Here is a 16,861-nt window from a genome sequence, read left to right as displayed (position 1 = left end):
GAGCAGAGCAAAAAGCGTTATTTAATGCCGGCTTCTTCCTGCTGAGGTGCTGGCGAGGATTGGCCGTTATGATCAATTAGCGTGGATTTGTTCTTGGCAAAGGCATCGTAGGCGAAGTCATCGACGGTGAGCATTTCCAACACTTCCGCTTCAAAGGTACGCATGAAGATGGCATCGTCCTCGCTGATGAGGCCTTTTTCCAAACCGGCCTCAATACGAGCTTCCGGGTGAAGCGCCGTTTGCGGTATCTCACCTTTTGAATAGGCTTTATTCACCGTGCGATAGAGTACCTCGGCGCGGTCATAGTCAACCAGCAGGGCGTTATAGCGTGCTAGCGGGTTGCGCTGTTCACCGTCATCCACGTCCCAAGTGTTATCCAGCAGCTTTGTGCGCAGAGCGCTGTGGGTGGAAACGCGCTTGGCGATGTCGCGGGCAAGATCGTCATGGGGCTTATTCCAGCGACGGCCGGCCGGCATGACCAAGGCATTGAGCGTTTTACCCAGGATACGATTGGGGAGATTATCGAAAACCTCCACAAGCGCTTGCTCGGCACGCTGGAGTAAAAAGCGGCAGCTATAGTGCAATAGCGCTTCTTCGCCTTCTACCTTACTGCCGGCTTGCCACTGCTTCAGCACCATTGACGTGAGATAAAGATTCGAAAGCACATCGCCCAGGCGTGCAGAAAGCATCTCGCGCTTCTTAAGCGCTGAGCCTAAGCTTGCCATCGCGGCATCGGCACATAGCCCGAAGCCCGCAGAGAGACGTGCCACGTCTTGGGCATACATAGCGGCAGGAGCATCGAAAGGCACGCTAGCTTTACCCAGGCTAAAGCCGAGGGTTAAGGCGCGAGCTGCGTTGCCGAAAATCAGCCCTGCATGGCTGAAGAAGGCTTTATCAAACGCCTGAATATCGTTTGCGTCTTTAGCGGCCAGTTCATCCAGCACATACGGGTGACAGCGGATAGCGCCCTGACCAAAGATCATCAGGTTACGGGTCATAATGTTGGCGCCTTCCACGGTAATCGCCACCGGGTTTGCGCTGTAGCCGATGCCCAAATAGTTGCGCGGGCCAAGCGTCACGGCCTTACCGCCATGAACATCCATGGCGTCACTAAGCAGCACGCGCTGAAACTCGGTTAGCTGACTTTTCAGAATCGCTGAAGGCACCGCGGGTTTTTCGCCGTGATCAATCATGTTCGCGGTTTGGTACACGGTTGCCTGGGAAATGTAGGCCATCGCTGCCATGCGTGCGAGCGGCTCTTGCACACCTTCCATTTCCGCCACCGGCACGTTGAACTGACGACGAACACGGGTGAAACCGCCGCTCCAACCCAGCGCATAGCGCGCAGTGCCGGTAGCGCCTGATGGCAGCGTGATACAGCGGCCAATAGATAAGCATTCCACCAGCATGCGCCAGCCTTGGCCGATCATGTCCTGGCCACCAATGATGGTGTCCAGCGGTACAAAGACATCGTTACCCACAATCGGTCCGTTCATAAACGGGCTGCCGATAGGGTGATGGCGACGACCTATTTCCATGCCAGCGGTGTCACGGGGAATCAAGGCCAAGGTTATGCCGCGATCTTCTTCGTCACCCAGCAGTTTCTCTGGATCAAACAAGCGAAACGCAAGGCCCACAACGGTGGCGATGGGGGCGAGGGTGATCCAGCGCTTTTCGAAGTTAAGACGAAGACCCAGCACCTCTTCGCCATTGATGGTCTGCTTGCAGACGATGCCGGTGTCGGGCAGGGACGTGGCGTCTGAGCCCGCGCGAGGGCCGGTGAGGCCAAAGCAAGGGATTTCACGGCCGTCGGATAAGCGCGGCAGGTAGTGATCTTTTTGCTCTTGGGTGCCGTATTTAAGCAGCAGTTCACCGGGGCCGAGTGAGTTGGGAACGCCCACGGTGACCATCAGCGTTTCATTGGCAGAGAGTTTTTGCAGCACCATCGACTGGGCTTTCGCGGAGAAGCCAAGCCCGCCGTACTCCTTCGGAATAATCATGCCGAAGAAGCCTTCTTTTTTCAGGTAGTCCCACAGTTGCTGGGGCAGGTCGGCGCGCTCATGGGCGATATCCCAGGCATTGCACATCCCCGCCGCTTTGGCGCACTGGTTGGCTAGAAAGGCTTTCTCATCGTCGCGCAGCCCGTCGTCTTTAAAAGCCAGCAGTTTGTCCCACTGAGGCTTGCCTGAAAATAATTCGCCATCCCACGAAACGCTACCTGCTTCTAAAGCCGTGCGCTCTGTCGCCGATACTTTCGGTGCCACCTTTTTAAACATGGTAAATAGGCGCGGCGTTAGCCATTGGCTACGCAGCGCGGGGAGGCCAGCGGCGGCAACCGCCGCAGCGGCAATAAGCAGTAGCAGGCCGATCACTTTCGCGTCAAACAGCAGGCCAACGAGGCCCAGCACGGCAAGCACGATCAGCGCCGCGGGAGCGCCAGCTTCACGGCGCATTACCACGAGCAGACCTGCGATGGCGAGCACGATAAGGAGTAGGGTGAGCATAGACTCTCTCTCTGTTTCAGGCCTTTTATTTCAGCCTGCTGTTGTTAGTAAAAAGGCAATACAATAGTGGGTCGAACGCCTGTTTGAATATTGGCAGATGGGTGCCGTTTGGTGCAAGTATTTAGGTAGGGTTAAGGCCATTATAGCCACACACACTATAAAAAAACGCCATGGCAATGAGCCATGACGTTTTGAGTGATAAACGGACTAAATGTTCAGGTGTGCTTATGTTTAGACGCGTTGGGCGGGTGCGCCGTTTGCTACATAGTAGTCAACGCTGGCGCGAGGCAGCGGTGCGCTACCTTTTATACGGTCCGCGATTTTTTCCGCCAGCATAATGGTCGGAGCGTTTAGATTGCCAGTAGGGATTACCGGGAAAAGTGACGCATCGACCACGCGCAGACCTTCAATGCCATGGACGCGGCCCTGGCCATCGGTCACCGCGAGTTCATCGCTACCCATTTTGCAGCTGCCACAGGGGTGGTAGGCCGTTTCGGCGTGTTCCTTAACGAATGCATCGATTTCAGCATCTGACTGAACGTCAGCGCCAGGGGCTATTTCACGACCGCGATATGGTTCAAACGCTGGCTGGGCGATGATATGGCGGGTGAGGCGAATGGCGTCGCGAAACTCTTGCCAGTCGTTTTCTTTAGCCATGTAGTTGAACAAAATGCTCGGCGCCGCGTGAGGATCTTTCGACGTTAAGCGAATGCGGCCACGGCTTTCTGAGCGCATAGAGCCAACGTGGGCCTGGAAGCCGTGAGCCTGCACCGCGCTTTTGCCGTTGTAGCTGATGGCAATGGGTAAAAAGTGGTACTGAAGATTGGGCCACTCTTCTTCATCACGGCTGCGGATGAATCCACAGGCTTCGAACTGGTTGCTGGCGCCTACGCCGGTGCCATTGAAAAGCCATTCCGCGCCAATTTTAGGCTGGTTATACCACTTCAGCGCCGGATAGAGCGAGATAGGTTCCTTGCACTCGTATTGAATGTACATTTCCAGGTGATCCTGGAGATTTTCACCCACGCCGGGCAGGGCGTGAACCGTCTCGATATTAAGCTCTTTCAGCAGTTCTGGATTGCCGATGCCTGAGCGCTGCAAAATCTGCGGCGAGGCGATAGCGCCCCCGCATAAAAGAACTTCACGGCGTGCGTAGACCTGCTGCTTTTCGCCTTTCTGTTCATAACGAACGCCAACGGCGCGTTTACCTTCAAACTCAATAACGTCAGTAACCGCGTGAGTTTCAATGGTTAAATTTTGGCGTTTTTTGGCAGTGTCTAGGTAGCCACGGGCAGTGGACGCACGGCGGCCCTTCGGCGTCACAAAGCGGTCCATGGGGCCAAAGCCCTCTTGCTGGTAGCCGTTTACGTCCTCGGTTTCCGGGTAGCCTGCCTGCTTACCAGCTTCAATAAAGGTGCGATAGAGCGGGTTGTTATCCGCTTTTGGCGTGGTCACACTGACCGGGCCTTCGCCACCGTGATAGCTATTAGCGCCGGTGTCGCGGGTTTCGCATTTTTTGAAGTAGGGCAGGCAGCTGAGGTAGTCCCAATCTTCAAGACCGGGCCGTTTGGCCCAGTTGTCGTAGTCGAGGGCGTTGCCGCGGATATAGCACATGCCGTTAATCAGCGAGGAGCCGCCCAGACCTTTGCCTCGGCCACACTCCATGCGGCGGCCATCCATATGCGGTTCGGGATCGGTTTCAAATGCCCAGTTATAGCGTTTGCCCTGCAGTGGGAATGCCAGGGCCGCTGGCATTTGGGTGCGAAAGTCGAGGCGATAGTCTGGGCCGCCCGCTTCAAGTAGCAGCACACTGACGCTGTTGTCTTCGGTCAGGCGAGTAGCAAGCACGTTGCCCGCGGAGCCTGCGCCGATAATGATGTAATCAAATTCGCGTGGTTGAGACATAATAACTCCTTAAAACACTGACTCAAACGGGCCCATTTCAATCTGTACGGACTTGGTTTGGGTATAGTGATTAAGCGTCTCGATACCGTTCTCGCGACCAATACCCGACTCTTTATAGCCGCCTACCGGCATCTCGGAGGGTGACTCACCCCAAGTGTTAATCCAGCAAATACCGGCTTCCAGTTGGTGAATCACGCGGTGGGCACGATTTAGGCTTTCGCTAAAGACACCGGCGGCAAGTCCATATGTGGTGTCATTGGCGCGGCGAATAACTTCATTTTCGTCATCGAAAACCAACACTGACATTACCGGGCCGAAGATCTCTTCACGCACGATACGCATATCGTCGGTGCAGTCGGTGAACACGGTGGGTGCAGCCCAGGCGCCATCTGCAAAACTGCCAGTGCTCCAGTCGTCACCGCCTACGAGCAGGCGAGCACCTTGCTCTTTGCCCAGAGCGATATAGGAAAGCACTTTCTCTTGATGCTCGAAACTGACCAGCGGGCCAAAGTTGACGCTAGGGTCCATAGGGTCACCCGCCTTAATACGCGTAACGCGCTCTACCAGCTTGGCTTCAAAGGCGTCTTTGACGCTGCGCTCAACAAACACCCGTGTGCCGTTTGTGCAGATTTGGCCACTGGAATAGAAGTTGGCCATCATGGCAGCGTCAGCGGCACGGTCCAGGTCGGCGTCGGCAAAGACCAGCAGCGGCGACTTTCCTCCCAGCTCCATAGTGACGTCTTTTAGCGTCGAGCTTGCGGCGGCAGCCATGACTTTTTTACCGGTCCCCGCTTCGCCTGTGAACGAGACTTTGGCGATACCCGGGTGCTGGGTGAGCATGGCGCCCACGCGGCCGTCGCCCTGGACCACGTTAAAGACGCCGTTAGGCAAGCCTGCCTCAGTGAAGATTTCTGCTAATTTCATCACGGTGAGCGGGGTAACTTCGCTAGGCTTGAATACCACCGCGTTGCCGGCAGCCAGCGCAGGCGCTGCTTTCCAGCAGGCTATTTGGATCGGGTAGTTCCAGGCGCCAATCGCACCAATAACCCCCAGCGGCTCGCGACGGGTATACACAAAAGAGCTGCCACGTAGGGGGATCTGATTGCCTTCAATAGCAGGCGCCAGGCCAGCGTAGTACTCAAGCGCATCGGCGCCGGTCACGATATCAACGCTCGCCGTTTCGCTAATCGGCTTGCCGGTATTGCGGGTTTCCAATTCGGCAAGCTCGTCATTACGTTCTCGTAACAATGCCACGGCGCGCAATAATACGCGCGAACGCTGCATGCCGGTCATGGCGGCCCACTCACGCTGGCCGCGCTGAGCGGCTTCAACGGCGGTGTCAACATCGGACTGGCTGGCTTGGCCGATCGTAGCGATCAGGCTGCCATTAAAAGGATTGGTGACGGTAAAGGTTTCACCTGACGTGGCGCTTACCTGGCGACCATCAATATAGAGAGGCTGTATGTCTTGAGCGGCCATGTAGGTCTCCTCGAATAAAAACTAGCGATATGTATCGGATGCAGACGTTGCACAGCCATGATGATCAAGCAGTTGATCAAGGTAGGCCTGCGCGATAAGCCGGGCTTCATCTGCATCAAGCCCTGCGGGCGTTAACGCTCCGCGCAGCCATAGGCCGTCAATCATCGCCGCCAAACCGCGGGCGGCGCTGCGGGCATCATGGCGTGGCATTACGCGTCTAAACTGATGGCATAAATGGGTGTAAAGGCGCCGGTCATTGACGTTTTGCAAGCGCTGAAGCATGGGCTTGTGCATGCTGCTCGCCCAAAAGGCTAACCATGTCTTGGCAGCGGGGCCGGTGACTTGGGTGCGGTCAAAGTTGCCCTCAATAATAGCGCTAATGTGGGCGCGCGGAGAGTCGTCTGTTAACGCATGGCGGCGCGCGGCAACGGCCTCGGTAAGATCGGTGAGGATTTGCCGCATGGTTGCTTCCAGCAGGCCATCTTTGCCGCCAAAGTAATGGCTGATGATGCCCGCAGATACGCCCGCATGACGAGAAATGCGCATCACGGTGGCTTCGGCTAGACCAACTTCATCAATGGCAGCCATCGTTGCGTGGATTAACTGCTGACGGCGTATCGGTTCCATTCCAACCTTTGGCACGTTGATCTCCTGCGAACGCTCACCTGTATACGTTGAATACTTAGCGTGAGTGAAACTTGAAACCCACTGTTAAGCATGATTACCTAACCATGATGGCATTTTTTTATTGAACGTTCAATCAATAAAAGATCGGTCTATACAGGCGACGTACTTTTTTCTGAATGTGAGCTGAGCTCTCAGTGCGCTCGCATCAGACGTTTCAAGGGGACAACGAACATGAGTAAAATTTCGACGTGTTACGCCGGTGCTTTACTGCTGGCCGCCGGATTACCAGCGGTGGCTTATGCCGGCGAATGCAGCAGCGTACGCTTTGCTGAAGTCGGCTGGACAGACATTACCGCGACCACCGCGCTGGCCAGTGAAGTGCTTGAAGGGCTCGGCTATGCATCAAGCATAGATACGGTCTCTGTGCCCATTGCCTACGCGGGGATGCGCAACAATGATTTTGATGTATTTCTGGGCAACTGGATGCCTTCAATGGCATCTATTAGCGACCCTTATATAGAGCGAGGGGAGGTCGAGCGCTTGGTAGCTAACCTGGAAGGGGCAAAGTACACACTGGCCGTGCCGCAATACGTTTATGATGCGGGTGTGACATCGGTCAATGACCTGGCGGCGCATGCAGATCAGTTTGACCGCAGCGTGCACGGCATTGAAGCAGGTAACGATGGCAACGAGCTAATCGAGCAAATGATTGATGATAACGCCTATGAGTTAGGCGACTGGCAGGTGGTGAACTCCAGCGAGGCAGGGATGTTGGCGGAGTTGCGTGCGCGCGTCCCGAATGAGCAGTGGATGGTGTTTTTAGGTTGGGAGCCACACCCCATGAACTCTAACTTTGAGATGGCCTATCTCTCAGGCGCCGATGATTATTTTGGCCCGGAGCTAGGGGGCGCGACGGTGCATACAAATACACGCGCGGGGTTTGTGGATGAGTGCCCAAATGTGGGGGTGTTATTACGCAATATGACCTTTACGCTGGAAATGGAGAACCAGCTGATGAGCGCGATTATGGATGATGGTGTCGCGCCCCGTGACGCCGCGCGTGACTACTTAAAAGCCAATGACAGTATCCTGGATGAGTGGTTAAACGGCGTGACAACGCGTAATGGCGAGCCTGGCGCAGAGGCCGTGCGCGCTGCCATTCAATAAGCTAATTTAGGTGGGGAAGGTGAGTCGGAATCCGGCTTGCCTTTCGCATTTAAGATAGGCATAATCTGCACCCGTTGATGAGGAAAAGGCTACGTAGCTCAGCTGGTTAGAGCACATCACTCATAATGATGGGGTCCCCTGTTCAAATCAGGGCGTAGCCACCACATCAGCATTAGCACACTTATTTCATACAGAGTGTGCCGTTATGGTGGCCCCTTAGGTCCTCCCGCAACGCTAAACTGCGAACCCCGCCAGGCCCGGAAGGGAGCAACGGTAGTGGTGGCTGCGTGTGCCGGGATGTGGCTTCTGGGGCTACCACCATTTCTAGCCTGCATTATTTTATTTCCCTCCTTTAAATACTGCTGACGCACAGACTCGTCAAGCAATACGCTTGCGTCTTGTAAGCTAGTGCGGTACTTACATTTAATATTAGCCTTACGGGTATTACGATGAAAACGCTACTGCGATGGCTGCTCAGCCTCGTGGCGCTTTTGGCGCTGCTGTTAGTGGGACCTGCATGGTTATTGGTGACGAATCAGGTGGTCACGGATGTTCATTGGTCATCGTTAGATCGCACCTCGACGGGTATTGCGCCTGACCCTGCAGCCTATTCTGAGGCTGTTGTGCAGGTCTATTCGGCCCGGGCATACAATTGGCGAGGGGCGTTTGGCGAGCATATTTGGATCGCAACCAAAGCGGAAAATGCTGACAGTTATCGGCTACATCAGGTATTGAGCTGGCGCCAGCCCACGGTGGTGTCCTCTATTGATACGCCTGACCGGACTTGGTTTGGAAATGCGCCTACGCTGTTGGCCGATTATCGCGGGGAAGCGGCTGGCCAGATGATTCCGAAAATAGAGGCCGCCGCCACGGATTATCCTCAAGCCGACCTTTACCGCGTGTGGCCCGGGCCTAATAGCAATAGCTTTATTGCCTGGGTAATACGTGAAGTACCAGGGTTTGAGGTAACGCTGCCTGTGACGGCTATCGGTAAGGATTATATTTTTAACGGCGTGTTTGCGCCTGCCCCCAGCGGCACTGGCTACCAGTTTTCACTAGGCGGCATGATCGGCATTATGTTCGCGCTGGAAGAGGGTCTTGAGATTAATTTTTTAGGGCTCAGCGTTGGTTTTGATGTTATGCGGCCTGCGTTAAAGCTGCCGGGTATCGGGAGGCTGGGAATGCCCGCCCGAGTATCAGGCAGTGGTGATTAGCTTTTAATTTTGCTGGTGGTCGGTAAAGCGTTGCATGATCGTGAGTGTTTCATCGCTTACGTGATGCTCCATGCCTTCAGCATCAATGCGGGCGGTGGCATCTTTAACACCCAGTGCACGCAGGAAGTGCAGCACGATGTCGTGGCGAGCACGCGACGTCTCGGCCATTTTTTGGCCAGCCTCGGTGAGGAACAGCGATCGGTAGGGCTTGCTAGTCACTAGCTCCAGCTCATTTAAACGCCGAATCATTTTCGATACAGTCGCTTGGCTAACCGCCATGCGATTGGCTATATCCGCTGCACGGGCTTCGCCACGGTGCATCAGCAAATCACCTATCAGCTCAACATAGTCTTCAATCAATTCGGTTTCGTGAGCGTTGCGCACCGTTGCGTATTGCAGGGCGTGCTGCTCCACGGGGGGCAGCGCATCGCCAGGAATGCTGGCGGCGGGCAATGAGGCGTTCGGATTAGATTCAGTCATCGGCAGATTATATCGGAGGCTGGTGTAACAATCATTGGATAGTCGCGTATTTTTACGCACAAAGTTTTCCAGTTGATAATACACAAAAGAGATCCGCTAAGAATCAGTACTTTTGCTGAGCCCCCCCGCTTAGGTTTGTGGTTTTATTCTGCTAAAATCCGCCACCTTCGCTGTAAATAGCCTTTCAATAGCTTTAGGGATCTTCATGAATGCAGTAATTCTGGCGGTGCTGGTGATGGTTGCGCTATCGCTGGCGCGTGTCTCGGTGGTTTTCGCGCTGGTGCTGGGTGCTTTAGTGGGCGGCTTGGTGGGTGGGTTGAGCCTTGAGCAAACCATGGATGCGTTTAATGCAGGCGTGGGTGGCGGTGCCCAAGTTGCATTGGCCTATGCCACTCTAGGCGCGTTTGCAGTGGCGATTTCCCGCTCTGGTTTGCCGGACATGCTGGCGAATCGTCTGATTACGTTACTGGGCAAACAAACCACGCCAGCACATCAAGCGCGCGTTAAAGTGCTGCTGCTAACGGCGGTTTTGCTGGTTGCCATCTCGTCACAAAACGCTATTCCTGTGCATATCGCTTTTATACCCGTGCTTATTCCGCCGCTCTTAATCGTGATGAATCGCTTGAGGCTAGATCGGCGCGCGGTGGCCTGTGCACTCACGTTTGGATTAACTGCGCCGTACATGCTGCTGCCAGTCGGTTTTGGGGCGATCTTCCTCAACGATATATTGCTCGCTAACTTAAATAGCGCCGGCGGGCCGTTAGGCTTAGAGATTACCCGTGGCATGGTGCCTATGGCCATGGCGATCCCGGTAGGCGGTATGGCGTTAGGGCTAATCGTCGCGCTATTTTGGAGCTATCGGCGCCCGCGTGACTATCAGGCTCAAGACATTGCTAACGCTAACGTGATGGAAGGGCATACGCCCGCCGAGCCTCACATGCTGGGGCTTATAATGTCGGGCGTTGCCATTGTCGCTGCGCTGGGGCTGCAGCTATATAGCGGCTCAATGATTTTAGGTGGCTTGGTAGGTATTGGTTTGCTCTCGCTTGGGGGAATATTCAAGTGGCGGGAAGCTGATGATCTCTTTACCAGCGGCATGCGAATGATGGCGCTGATTGGTTTTATCATGATTTCAGCGGCGGGCTTTGCCGAAGTGATGAAAACCACGGGTGAAATCGACACGCTGGTATCGGGTGCCTTTGCGGTACTGGGTGATAACCGAGGCTTAGCTGCGCTAGTAATGCTGCTGGTCGGGCTGTTTATAACGCTGGGGATTGGCTCTTCGTTCTCAACCATTCCCATTATTGCCGCTATTTTTGTGCCCTTAGCGGTGCAGTTTGGCTTTTCGCCCATGGCCACGGTAGTGCTGGTAGGTACGGCAGCGGCGCTGGGAGATGCGGGCTCACCTGCGTCTGATTCAACCCTGGGGCCGACCTCCGGTCTTAATGTGGATCGTCAGCATGATCACATTTGGGACAGCGTTGTGCCGACGTTTCTGCATTACAATATTCCACTAGTGGGCTTTGGCTGGCTGGCGGCAATGATGCTGTAAGCATGTGGCTTTGATATGCAAAGGGACAACAGGCGTTGTCCCTTTTTTATGAGTAATCATGCCTCACTGCTTAGGCAAATAAGACTCAAAAGCGCTTAGTAGGCCTCGCAGCAGAGAAAGCTCTTTGCGGCTAGGCTGCGCGCGAGCAAAGAGTGCTTGGAGCTGCTCTTCAGTGCGGGCGTGGGGTTGGGTTAAAAAGCCACTTTTTTGCATTAACTCCCCGAGATGCGCTTGGAAGTGTAGAAACTGTTCACGGCTAGGGGGTATCGCTTCCAGCGGCCGTTGATATGCGAAATCGTTATCTGCGCTTTTACGCCATGCACGGTGCACTTCGTACGCTAAAATTTGCACCGCTTGAGATAAATTCAGAATGCCGTAATCGGCATTGGCTGGGATGCTGACCTGGTGGGTGCAGCAGCGAATCTCATCGTTTGTAAGCCCTGAGCGCTCTCGTCCAAATACTAATGCTACCGGTGCAGTTTGCGCATTCTGAATGACGTCTAAGGCCATATCGTCGGGTTCATCATAGTGGGGCAACGGTAGGCTGCGCAGGCGCGCGCTAGCCCCCACCACTTGAACACAGTCGATAACAGCGGCGTCTAGCGAGCTGACAATGCGGGCATTATCAAGCACATCGTTAGCGCCCGCGGAAAGGCGAGTGGCTTCTACATCAGGGTATGAGCGTGGGTTAACCAGCACCAGCTCAGTCAAACCCATGGTTTTCATTGCCCGCGCCGCAGCCCCAATATTGCCTGGGTGAAAGGTCTGTACGAGCACGATACGGATATGCTGCAACATGCGTTATCGCCCTATAGCCTTAAAAAATCGGCCTGATAATAGCACGTTGGCTTAGCTGAATGGACGATAAGTTATGATGTAGCGTTAATGCCGTGCAGGTCTTTATAACGCAACAACCCCGCACAAGGCGGGGTTGTTGGTGATGACATTAACAGCTAGTCATCTTGAGCAAAGGGCTCAGGGTTGCGTTACATCATGCCGCCCATACCACCCATTCCACCCATGCCGCCCATATCAGGAGCGCCTTCTTTCTCTTCGGGGTCTTCTGCGATCATGCACTCAGTGGTGATCATCAGACCTGCAACAGAACCAGCGGACTGCAGCGCAGTACGGGTTACTTTAGCGGGGTCCAGAACGCCCATTTCGAACAGATCGCCGTATTCGCCGGTCTGTGCGTTGTAGCCGAAGTTGCCTACTTCATCTTTAACGCGATTAATTACGATGGCAGCTTCTTCACCAGCGTTAGTCACGATTTGACGAAGCGGTGACTGCATAGCGCGCAGCGCCATGTTGATACCGTGGTTTTGGTCTTCGTTTTCGCCAGTCAGGCCTTGTACTTTAGCCATAACGCGAACGAGTGCTGTACCGCCACCAGGTACCACGCCTTCTTCAACGGCTGCACGAGTAGAGTGCAGAGCGTCTTCAACGCGTGCTTTCTTCTCTTTCATTTCCACTTCGGTCGCAGCACCAACGCGGATAACAGCAACACCGCCTGCTAGTTTAGCAACACGCTCTTGCAGCTTCTCTTTGTCGTAATCAGAAGACGTATCTTCGATTTGCGCGCGGATCTGGTTAACGCGAGCTTCAATGTCGTTTTCTGCACCAGCGCCGTCGATGATCGTGGTGTTTTCTTTAGACATCGTCATGCGCTTAGCCGTACCCAGGTGATCCAGGGTAGCTTGCTCAAGCGTCAGGCCAACTTCTTCAGAAATGACCGTGCCGTTGGTCAGGATAGCAATGTCCTGCAGCATGGATTTACGACGGTCGCCGAAGCCAGGTGCTTTAGCAGCAGCGACTTTAACGATACCGCGCATGTTGTTAACCACCAACGTTGCAAGCGCTTCGCCTTCGATATCTTCAGCGATAATAGCTAGCGGCTTGCCTTGCTTAGCAACGGCTTCAAGAACCGGCAGCAGCTCACGGATGTTGGAGATCTTTTTATCCACTAATAGGATGTAAGGATCTTCCAGTTCAACCGTCATGGTGTCCTGGTTGGTAACGAAGTAGGGAGACAGGTAGCCGCGATCAAACTGCATACCTTCAACAACTTCTAGCTCATCTTCAAAGCCACGGCCTTCATCAACGGTGATGACGCCTTCTTTACCTACTTTTTCCATCGCTTCAGCGATGATTTCACCAATACGCTTGTCGCCGTTGGCAGAAATCGTGCCGACCTGAGCAATCGACTTGGTGTCGGTGCAAGGTACGGACATTGCTTTGATTTCTTTAACAGCGGCCGCAACGGCTTGATCGATGCCGCGCTTGAGGTCCATCGGGTTCATGCCGGCAGTCACGCCTTTCAGGCCTTCAGCAATGATTGCTTGGGCGAGAACGGTAGCGGTGGTGGTGCCGTCGCCAGCCGCATCAGAAGTCTGTGAAGCAACTTCTTTAACCATCTGGGCGCCCATGTTCTCGAACTTGTCTTTCAGTTCGATTTCTTTAGCGACAGAGACACCGTCTTTAGTAACGGTGGGGGAGCCGAAGGATTTTTCCAGCACCACGTTACGGCCTTTCGGGCCTAGCGTTACTTTTACTGCGTTGGCAAGAACATCAACGCCGCGCGCCATACGTTTGCGTGCGTCATCAGAAAATTTAACTTGTTTAGCTGACATAGTGGTTACTTCCTAAATTGAATTCAAAAACGTGAAAGTAAATAGCTGAAATGAGGATTAACCTTCAACAACGGCAAGGATATCGGTTTCACTCATAATCAGAACTTCTTCGCCGTCGACTTTTTGTTTCTCAACGCCGTAGCCATCTTTAAAGATCACGTTGTCGCCGACTTTAACGTCTAGCGGACGTACTTCGCCATTTTCAAGAATGCGACCATTGCCGACGGCTAATACTTCACCACGGGTAGGTTTTTCTTGTGCATTACCAGGAAGCACGATGCCACCAGCCGTTTTCTGTTCTTCTTCAACGCGACGGACGATGACACGATCATGTAAAGGACGGATGTTCATTCACGTTCTCCTAAGTAGGTTGAAGCCCTTATTGAGGGCAGCTAGCTAAAAAATGTTCTCGTGGGAGTCCCCGCGAGACGTGAAGACCTTGCGGTCTTCATTGTTAATGGCGGCTGCTACATTAAGCAGTCACCGAAATTATGTGCTGGCTAAAAAGTGGGGGCTGCAGGTGGCCTTTCAAGGGGGGAGAGCAATAAAAAATTGCTTTTGTGCAGATTTTCTTCCAAACGGTGCGTTATCGATGGCGTGACGACTCATCACGGCTAATGAAATCACCTTCAATGGGGCCTTTTTGATCCGATGAGGAAGTTGCGGAGTCTTTAGCTGGCCCATCAAACCATCCGTCATCGTTGTCGGCGCGCGTTGAGCGTGAGTGGGTAGACGATGTATGCGGGCCTTGCTGCTGTCCTGCAATGGTCTTAATGCCTAGCCACGTTAATGCTTTAAGCATTAAATGGCGTGCACTGGGAATCAGGCATGCAAGGCCAAGTGCGTCCGACAAGAAACCCGGTGCCATCAGTAAGGCGCCGCCAAAAATAAGTGCGGCGCCAGTCAGAAGCTCGCTAGAAGGGACTTCACCTGCCTGCATGCGCTGGCGTGCACGGGCGAAGGTTGAGACGCCTTCTTTACGAATAAGATGTAGCCCGGCAAAGCCTGTGCCAAGCACTAACAATAGGGTAGTAATCAAACCTATTTGGCTGCCAATTGAAAAAAGCACAATAAAATCTAGTAAAGTGAACAGCGATATAAAAATCAAAATAGGCATGGTTAACTCCAGAAATAAACGACTCAATAACCGTCGTAGCTGGCTAATATGGTGCCAGAAATACGAATAACAAGCAGCTAAAGATGTGCGTTTTAGCGTTAGTGCCGTGCGATTCGGGCTAGTAAATCCCTTGTTGTGCGGTGCACAATGAGGCGGCGTAAATCTTCTTAAAGGAGTCAGTGATGGTTATTACCGATAAAGTCATTGCTATAACCGGTGGCGCACGAGGATTGGGCTATGCCACGGCCCTGCGTTTGGGCAAGCAGGGCGCGCGCGTGGCGCTGCTGGATATGAGTAGTGAAGCATTGGCTCAGGCGGTATCACAGCTTTCTGCTGAAGGGGTTGATGCGCAGGCCTTTGTGGTAAACGTTGCGGAAGAGGCTTCCGTTATTCAGGCATTTGCCGATATTGCAAAACGCATGGCGCCGGTAAGCGGCTGCGTGAATAACGCAGGCATTACCCAGGACGCACTGCTGGTCAAGGCGAAAGATGGCCACGTTGAGAAGCGTATGTCGCTGGAAAGCTGGCAAAACGTCATCAATGTTAATTTAACCGGCGTTTTTCTGTGCGGGCGTGAAGCGGCTACTCAGATGATTGAGGCAGGGCATGAGGGGGTAATCGTCAATATCTCAAGCATTTCGCGTGCGGGCAATATGGGGCAGAGTAACTATGCGGCGGCCAAGGCGGGAGTGCATGCGTTAACGGTAACCTGGAGTAAGGAGCTGGCGCGCTATAGCATTCGTACAGGTACCGTTGCACCTGGATTTGTGGCCACGGAAATGACTGCTGGTATGCGCCCAGATATGTTGGAGCGCATTACCTCTAGCGTGCCGTTAAAACGTTTGGGGGATCCCGATAATATTGCCCAAAGTGTCGCTTTCATTGTTGAAAATGATTATTTCAGCGGGCGCATCATTGAGTGTGACGGCGGATTGAGGCTATAGTTTTTACTGAGTATAGCTTTTACTGAGTATAGTTTTTACACCAGCTCTGCCTGGGCGGCCTGTATGGCCGCTCTGCAAACATCATTGATACGCCCGCAACATCAATTAGCAATTAACCCGCAACATCAATTAGCAATTAAACAGCGCAACGGTTTTGCATTAAAAGTAGTCGCGGCTGATTTTGCCTTGCTCTCGGTTCAGCTTAAGCCGTGCACTTGGTTCTGCTTAAGTAAGTGCAGCTGTGCAACGAGCAGGCACAAAAAAAGCACCTCATGGGTGCCTGATATGCTGACTAATTCAGAGAAAATTTTAAAGCTAACTGATTTAAAACTAACAAGTAATTGGTGCGGATGGGGAGACTCGAACTCCCACACCTTACGGCACTAGAACCTAAATCTAGCGTGTCTACCAATTCCACCACATCCGCGAAGACGAGGCGTATATTATCATTTTTGTGATACAAGTCAACGCCTAGTTTGATATTTGTTTAAATGGGTGAAGAGCGGTCTATGTTTTCTAAGAAATCGTTTTTGAAGCAAGGCCTGCAAAGAGGGAGTTATTGGATAAAGCGAAGCATGCCGGGCTATTGCGCTTTTTGCCTAGCTCCTACGGCGCAGGGGCTAGGGTGGTGTGATGCTTGTGCCGATGAGCTTCCATGGAATTTATATGCCTGCCGCCAATGCAGTGAGCCGGTGAAGCACGGCCAGCGATTATGCGGGCATTGCTTAACGGAGTCTCCGGCCTTTTTGGCGACTCAGGCGGGGTTGCTGTATCAGGGTGCCATTAAAGAGCTAATACATGATTTTAAATTCAACGCCTCACCGAGGGCTGGGGTATTGCTTTGCGAACTGATGTTAATGACGCAGCCCCAGCTAACTGGGCAAGCGTTCGTGTCAGTACCGATGCACCCTGCAAATGCCCGTGAGCGTGGATTTAACCAATCATATTGGCTGGCAAAACAGCTCAGCCACAGATTGGCTGTTCCATTGCACACTGCTCAGCGAGTTAAGAGAAGCCGTTCCCAGCGCACGTTGAATCGCCGTGAGCGGGCATCCAATTTAGCCGATGCTTTTGCATTTCAGATACCGCCACCGGAGCATTTGGTGATTATTGACGATGTGGTGACTACCGGTGCTACTGGGCATGCAATGGCGTGTGCCGCGCTGGAGTCAGGTGCTAAGCGCGTCGATATTTGGGCAGTAGCGCGGACGCCCCTGGGCAAGGGTTGATAGAATAGGTTTT

General features: G+C 53.4%; 14 protein-coding genes, 2 tRNA genes and 1 other RNA gene. 7 read left to right on the top strand and 10 right to left on the bottom strand.

The genetic code is table 11. From position 1 onward, the window contains the following. Positions 1–17: 17 nt before the first annotated feature. From CIK78_RS11950 to betI, 4 genes are all read right to left on the bottom strand, one after another. Positions 18–2,504, bottom strand: coding sequence for an acyl-CoA dehydrogenase (locus CIK78_RS11950; RefSeq protein WP_096280308.1), 2,487 nt, complete (start codon positions 2,502–2,504; stop codon positions 18–20). A gap of 231 nt (positions 2,505–2,735) precedes the next feature. Then, entirely contained in the window at positions 2,736–4,409 is a 1,674-nt protein-coding gene (betA, locus tag CIK78_RS11945) for a choline dehydrogenase (protein WP_096280306.1), read from the bottom strand. A 9-nt stretch (positions 4,410–4,418) separates the two neighbouring features. Further along, the gene (gene betB / locus CIK78_RS11940) at positions 4,419–5,888 is read right to left on the bottom strand and encodes a betaine-aldehyde dehydrogenase (RefSeq protein ID WP_096280304.1); all 1,470 of its coding nucleotides are present in this window, start codon (positions 5,886–5,888) and stop codon (positions 4,419–4,421) included. A 21-nt stretch (positions 5,889–5,909) separates the two neighbouring features. Continuing rightward, entirely contained in the window at positions 5,910–6,530 is a 621-nt protein-coding gene (gene betI / locus CIK78_RS11935; RefSeq protein ID WP_176483399.1) for a transcriptional regulator BetI, read from the bottom strand. A gap of 216 nt (positions 6,531–6,746) precedes the next feature. Here betI and CIK78_RS11930 point away from each other — a divergent pair, with 216 nt between their 5' ends. From CIK78_RS11930 to CIK78_RS11915, 4 genes are all read left to right on the top strand, one after another. Next, entirely contained in the window at positions 6,747–7,682 is a 936-nt protein-coding gene (locus CIK78_RS11930; protein WP_096280300.1) for a choline ABC transporter substrate-binding protein, read from the top strand. An 87-nt stretch (positions 7,683–7,769) separates the two neighbouring features. After that, positions 7,770–7,846: transfer RNA gene (locus CIK78_RS11925), tRNA-Met, on the top strand. A gap of 51 nt (positions 7,847–7,897) precedes the next feature. Continuing rightward, positions 7,898–7,994: signal recognition particle sRNA small type (gene ffs / locus CIK78_RS11920), an RNA gene on the top strand. A 137-nt stretch (positions 7,995–8,131) separates the two neighbouring features. Next, positions 8,132–8,896 (top strand): DUF3750 domain-containing protein, encoded by a 765-nt coding sequence (locus CIK78_RS11915; protein ID WP_096280298.1) that lies wholly within the window; start codon positions 8,132–8,134, stop codon positions 8,894–8,896. Positions 8,897–8,899: 3 nt separating this feature from the next. On the opposite strand, the gene mntR is transcribed toward CIK78_RS11915, so the two are convergent. Then, positions 8,900–9,376 (bottom strand): manganese-binding transcriptional regulator MntR, encoded by a 477-nt coding sequence (gene mntR, locus CIK78_RS11910; protein WP_096280296.1) that lies wholly within the window; start codon positions 9,374–9,376, stop codon positions 8,900–8,902. Between the two features lie 205 nt (positions 9,377–9,581). Between mntR and CIK78_RS11905 the strand changes: the two genes are divergently transcribed. Next, positions 9,582–10,928 (top strand): Na+/H+ antiporter NhaC family protein, encoded by a 1,347-nt coding sequence (locus tag CIK78_RS11905; protein ID WP_096280294.1) that lies wholly within the window; start codon positions 9,582–9,584, stop codon positions 10,926–10,928. A 63-nt stretch (positions 10,929–10,991) separates the two neighbouring features. Here CIK78_RS11905 and CIK78_RS11900 read toward each other — a convergent pair whose 3' ends face one another. From CIK78_RS11900 to CIK78_RS11885, 4 genes are all read right to left on the bottom strand, one after another. Further along, positions 10,992–11,726, bottom strand: a complete 735-nt coding sequence (locus tag CIK78_RS11900; RefSeq protein WP_096280292.1) for an RNA methyltransferase — start codon at positions 11,724–11,726, stop codon at positions 10,992–10,994. Between the two features lie 188 nt (positions 11,727–11,914). Next, entirely contained in the window at positions 11,915–13,558 is a 1,644-nt protein-coding gene (gene groL / locus CIK78_RS11895) for a chaperonin GroEL (protein WP_096280290.1), read from the bottom strand. A gap of 57 nt (positions 13,559–13,615) precedes the next feature. Continuing rightward, positions 13,616–13,909 carry a co-chaperone GroES gene (locus CIK78_RS11890; RefSeq protein ID WP_096280288.1) on the bottom strand — a complete coding sequence of 98 codons (294 nt, stop codon included), beginning with the start codon at positions 13,907–13,909 and terminating at the stop codon, positions 13,616–13,618. 235 nt (positions 13,910–14,144) lie between these two features. After that, positions 14,145–14,675 (bottom strand): FxsA family protein, encoded by a 531-nt coding sequence (locus CIK78_RS11885; RefSeq protein WP_096280286.1) that lies wholly within the window; start codon positions 14,673–14,675, stop codon positions 14,145–14,147. Between the two features lie 182 nt (positions 14,676–14,857). Between CIK78_RS11885 and CIK78_RS11880 the strand changes: the two genes are divergently transcribed. Next, positions 14,858–15,619, top strand: coding sequence for an SDR family oxidoreductase (locus CIK78_RS11880; RefSeq protein ID WP_096280284.1), 762 nt, complete (start codon positions 14,858–14,860; stop codon positions 15,617–15,619). Between the two features lie 342 nt (positions 15,620–15,961). On the opposite strand, the gene CIK78_RS11875 is transcribed toward CIK78_RS11880, so the two are convergent. Continuing rightward, positions 15,962–16,046, bottom strand: a tRNA-Leu gene (locus CIK78_RS11875). 82 nt (positions 16,047–16,128) lie between these two features. Here CIK78_RS11875 and CIK78_RS11870 point away from each other — a divergent pair. Beyond that, positions 16,129–16,848: a ComF family protein gene (locus CIK78_RS11870; protein WP_225734481.1), complete on the top strand. Its 720-nt coding sequence runs from the start codon at positions 16,129–16,131 to the stop codon at positions 16,846–16,848. Positions 16,849–16,861 lie beyond the last annotated feature (13 nt).

Source organism: Halomonas sp. JB37 (assembly GCF_002332255.1).
In the GTDB taxonomy this organism is placed as follows: Bacteria; Pseudomonadota; Gammaproteobacteria; order Pseudomonadales; family Halomonadaceae; genus Vreelandella; species Vreelandella casei.
Note: the sequence above shows the minus strand (reverse complement) of the source record. Positions and strands in the feature narration are given on the sequence as shown.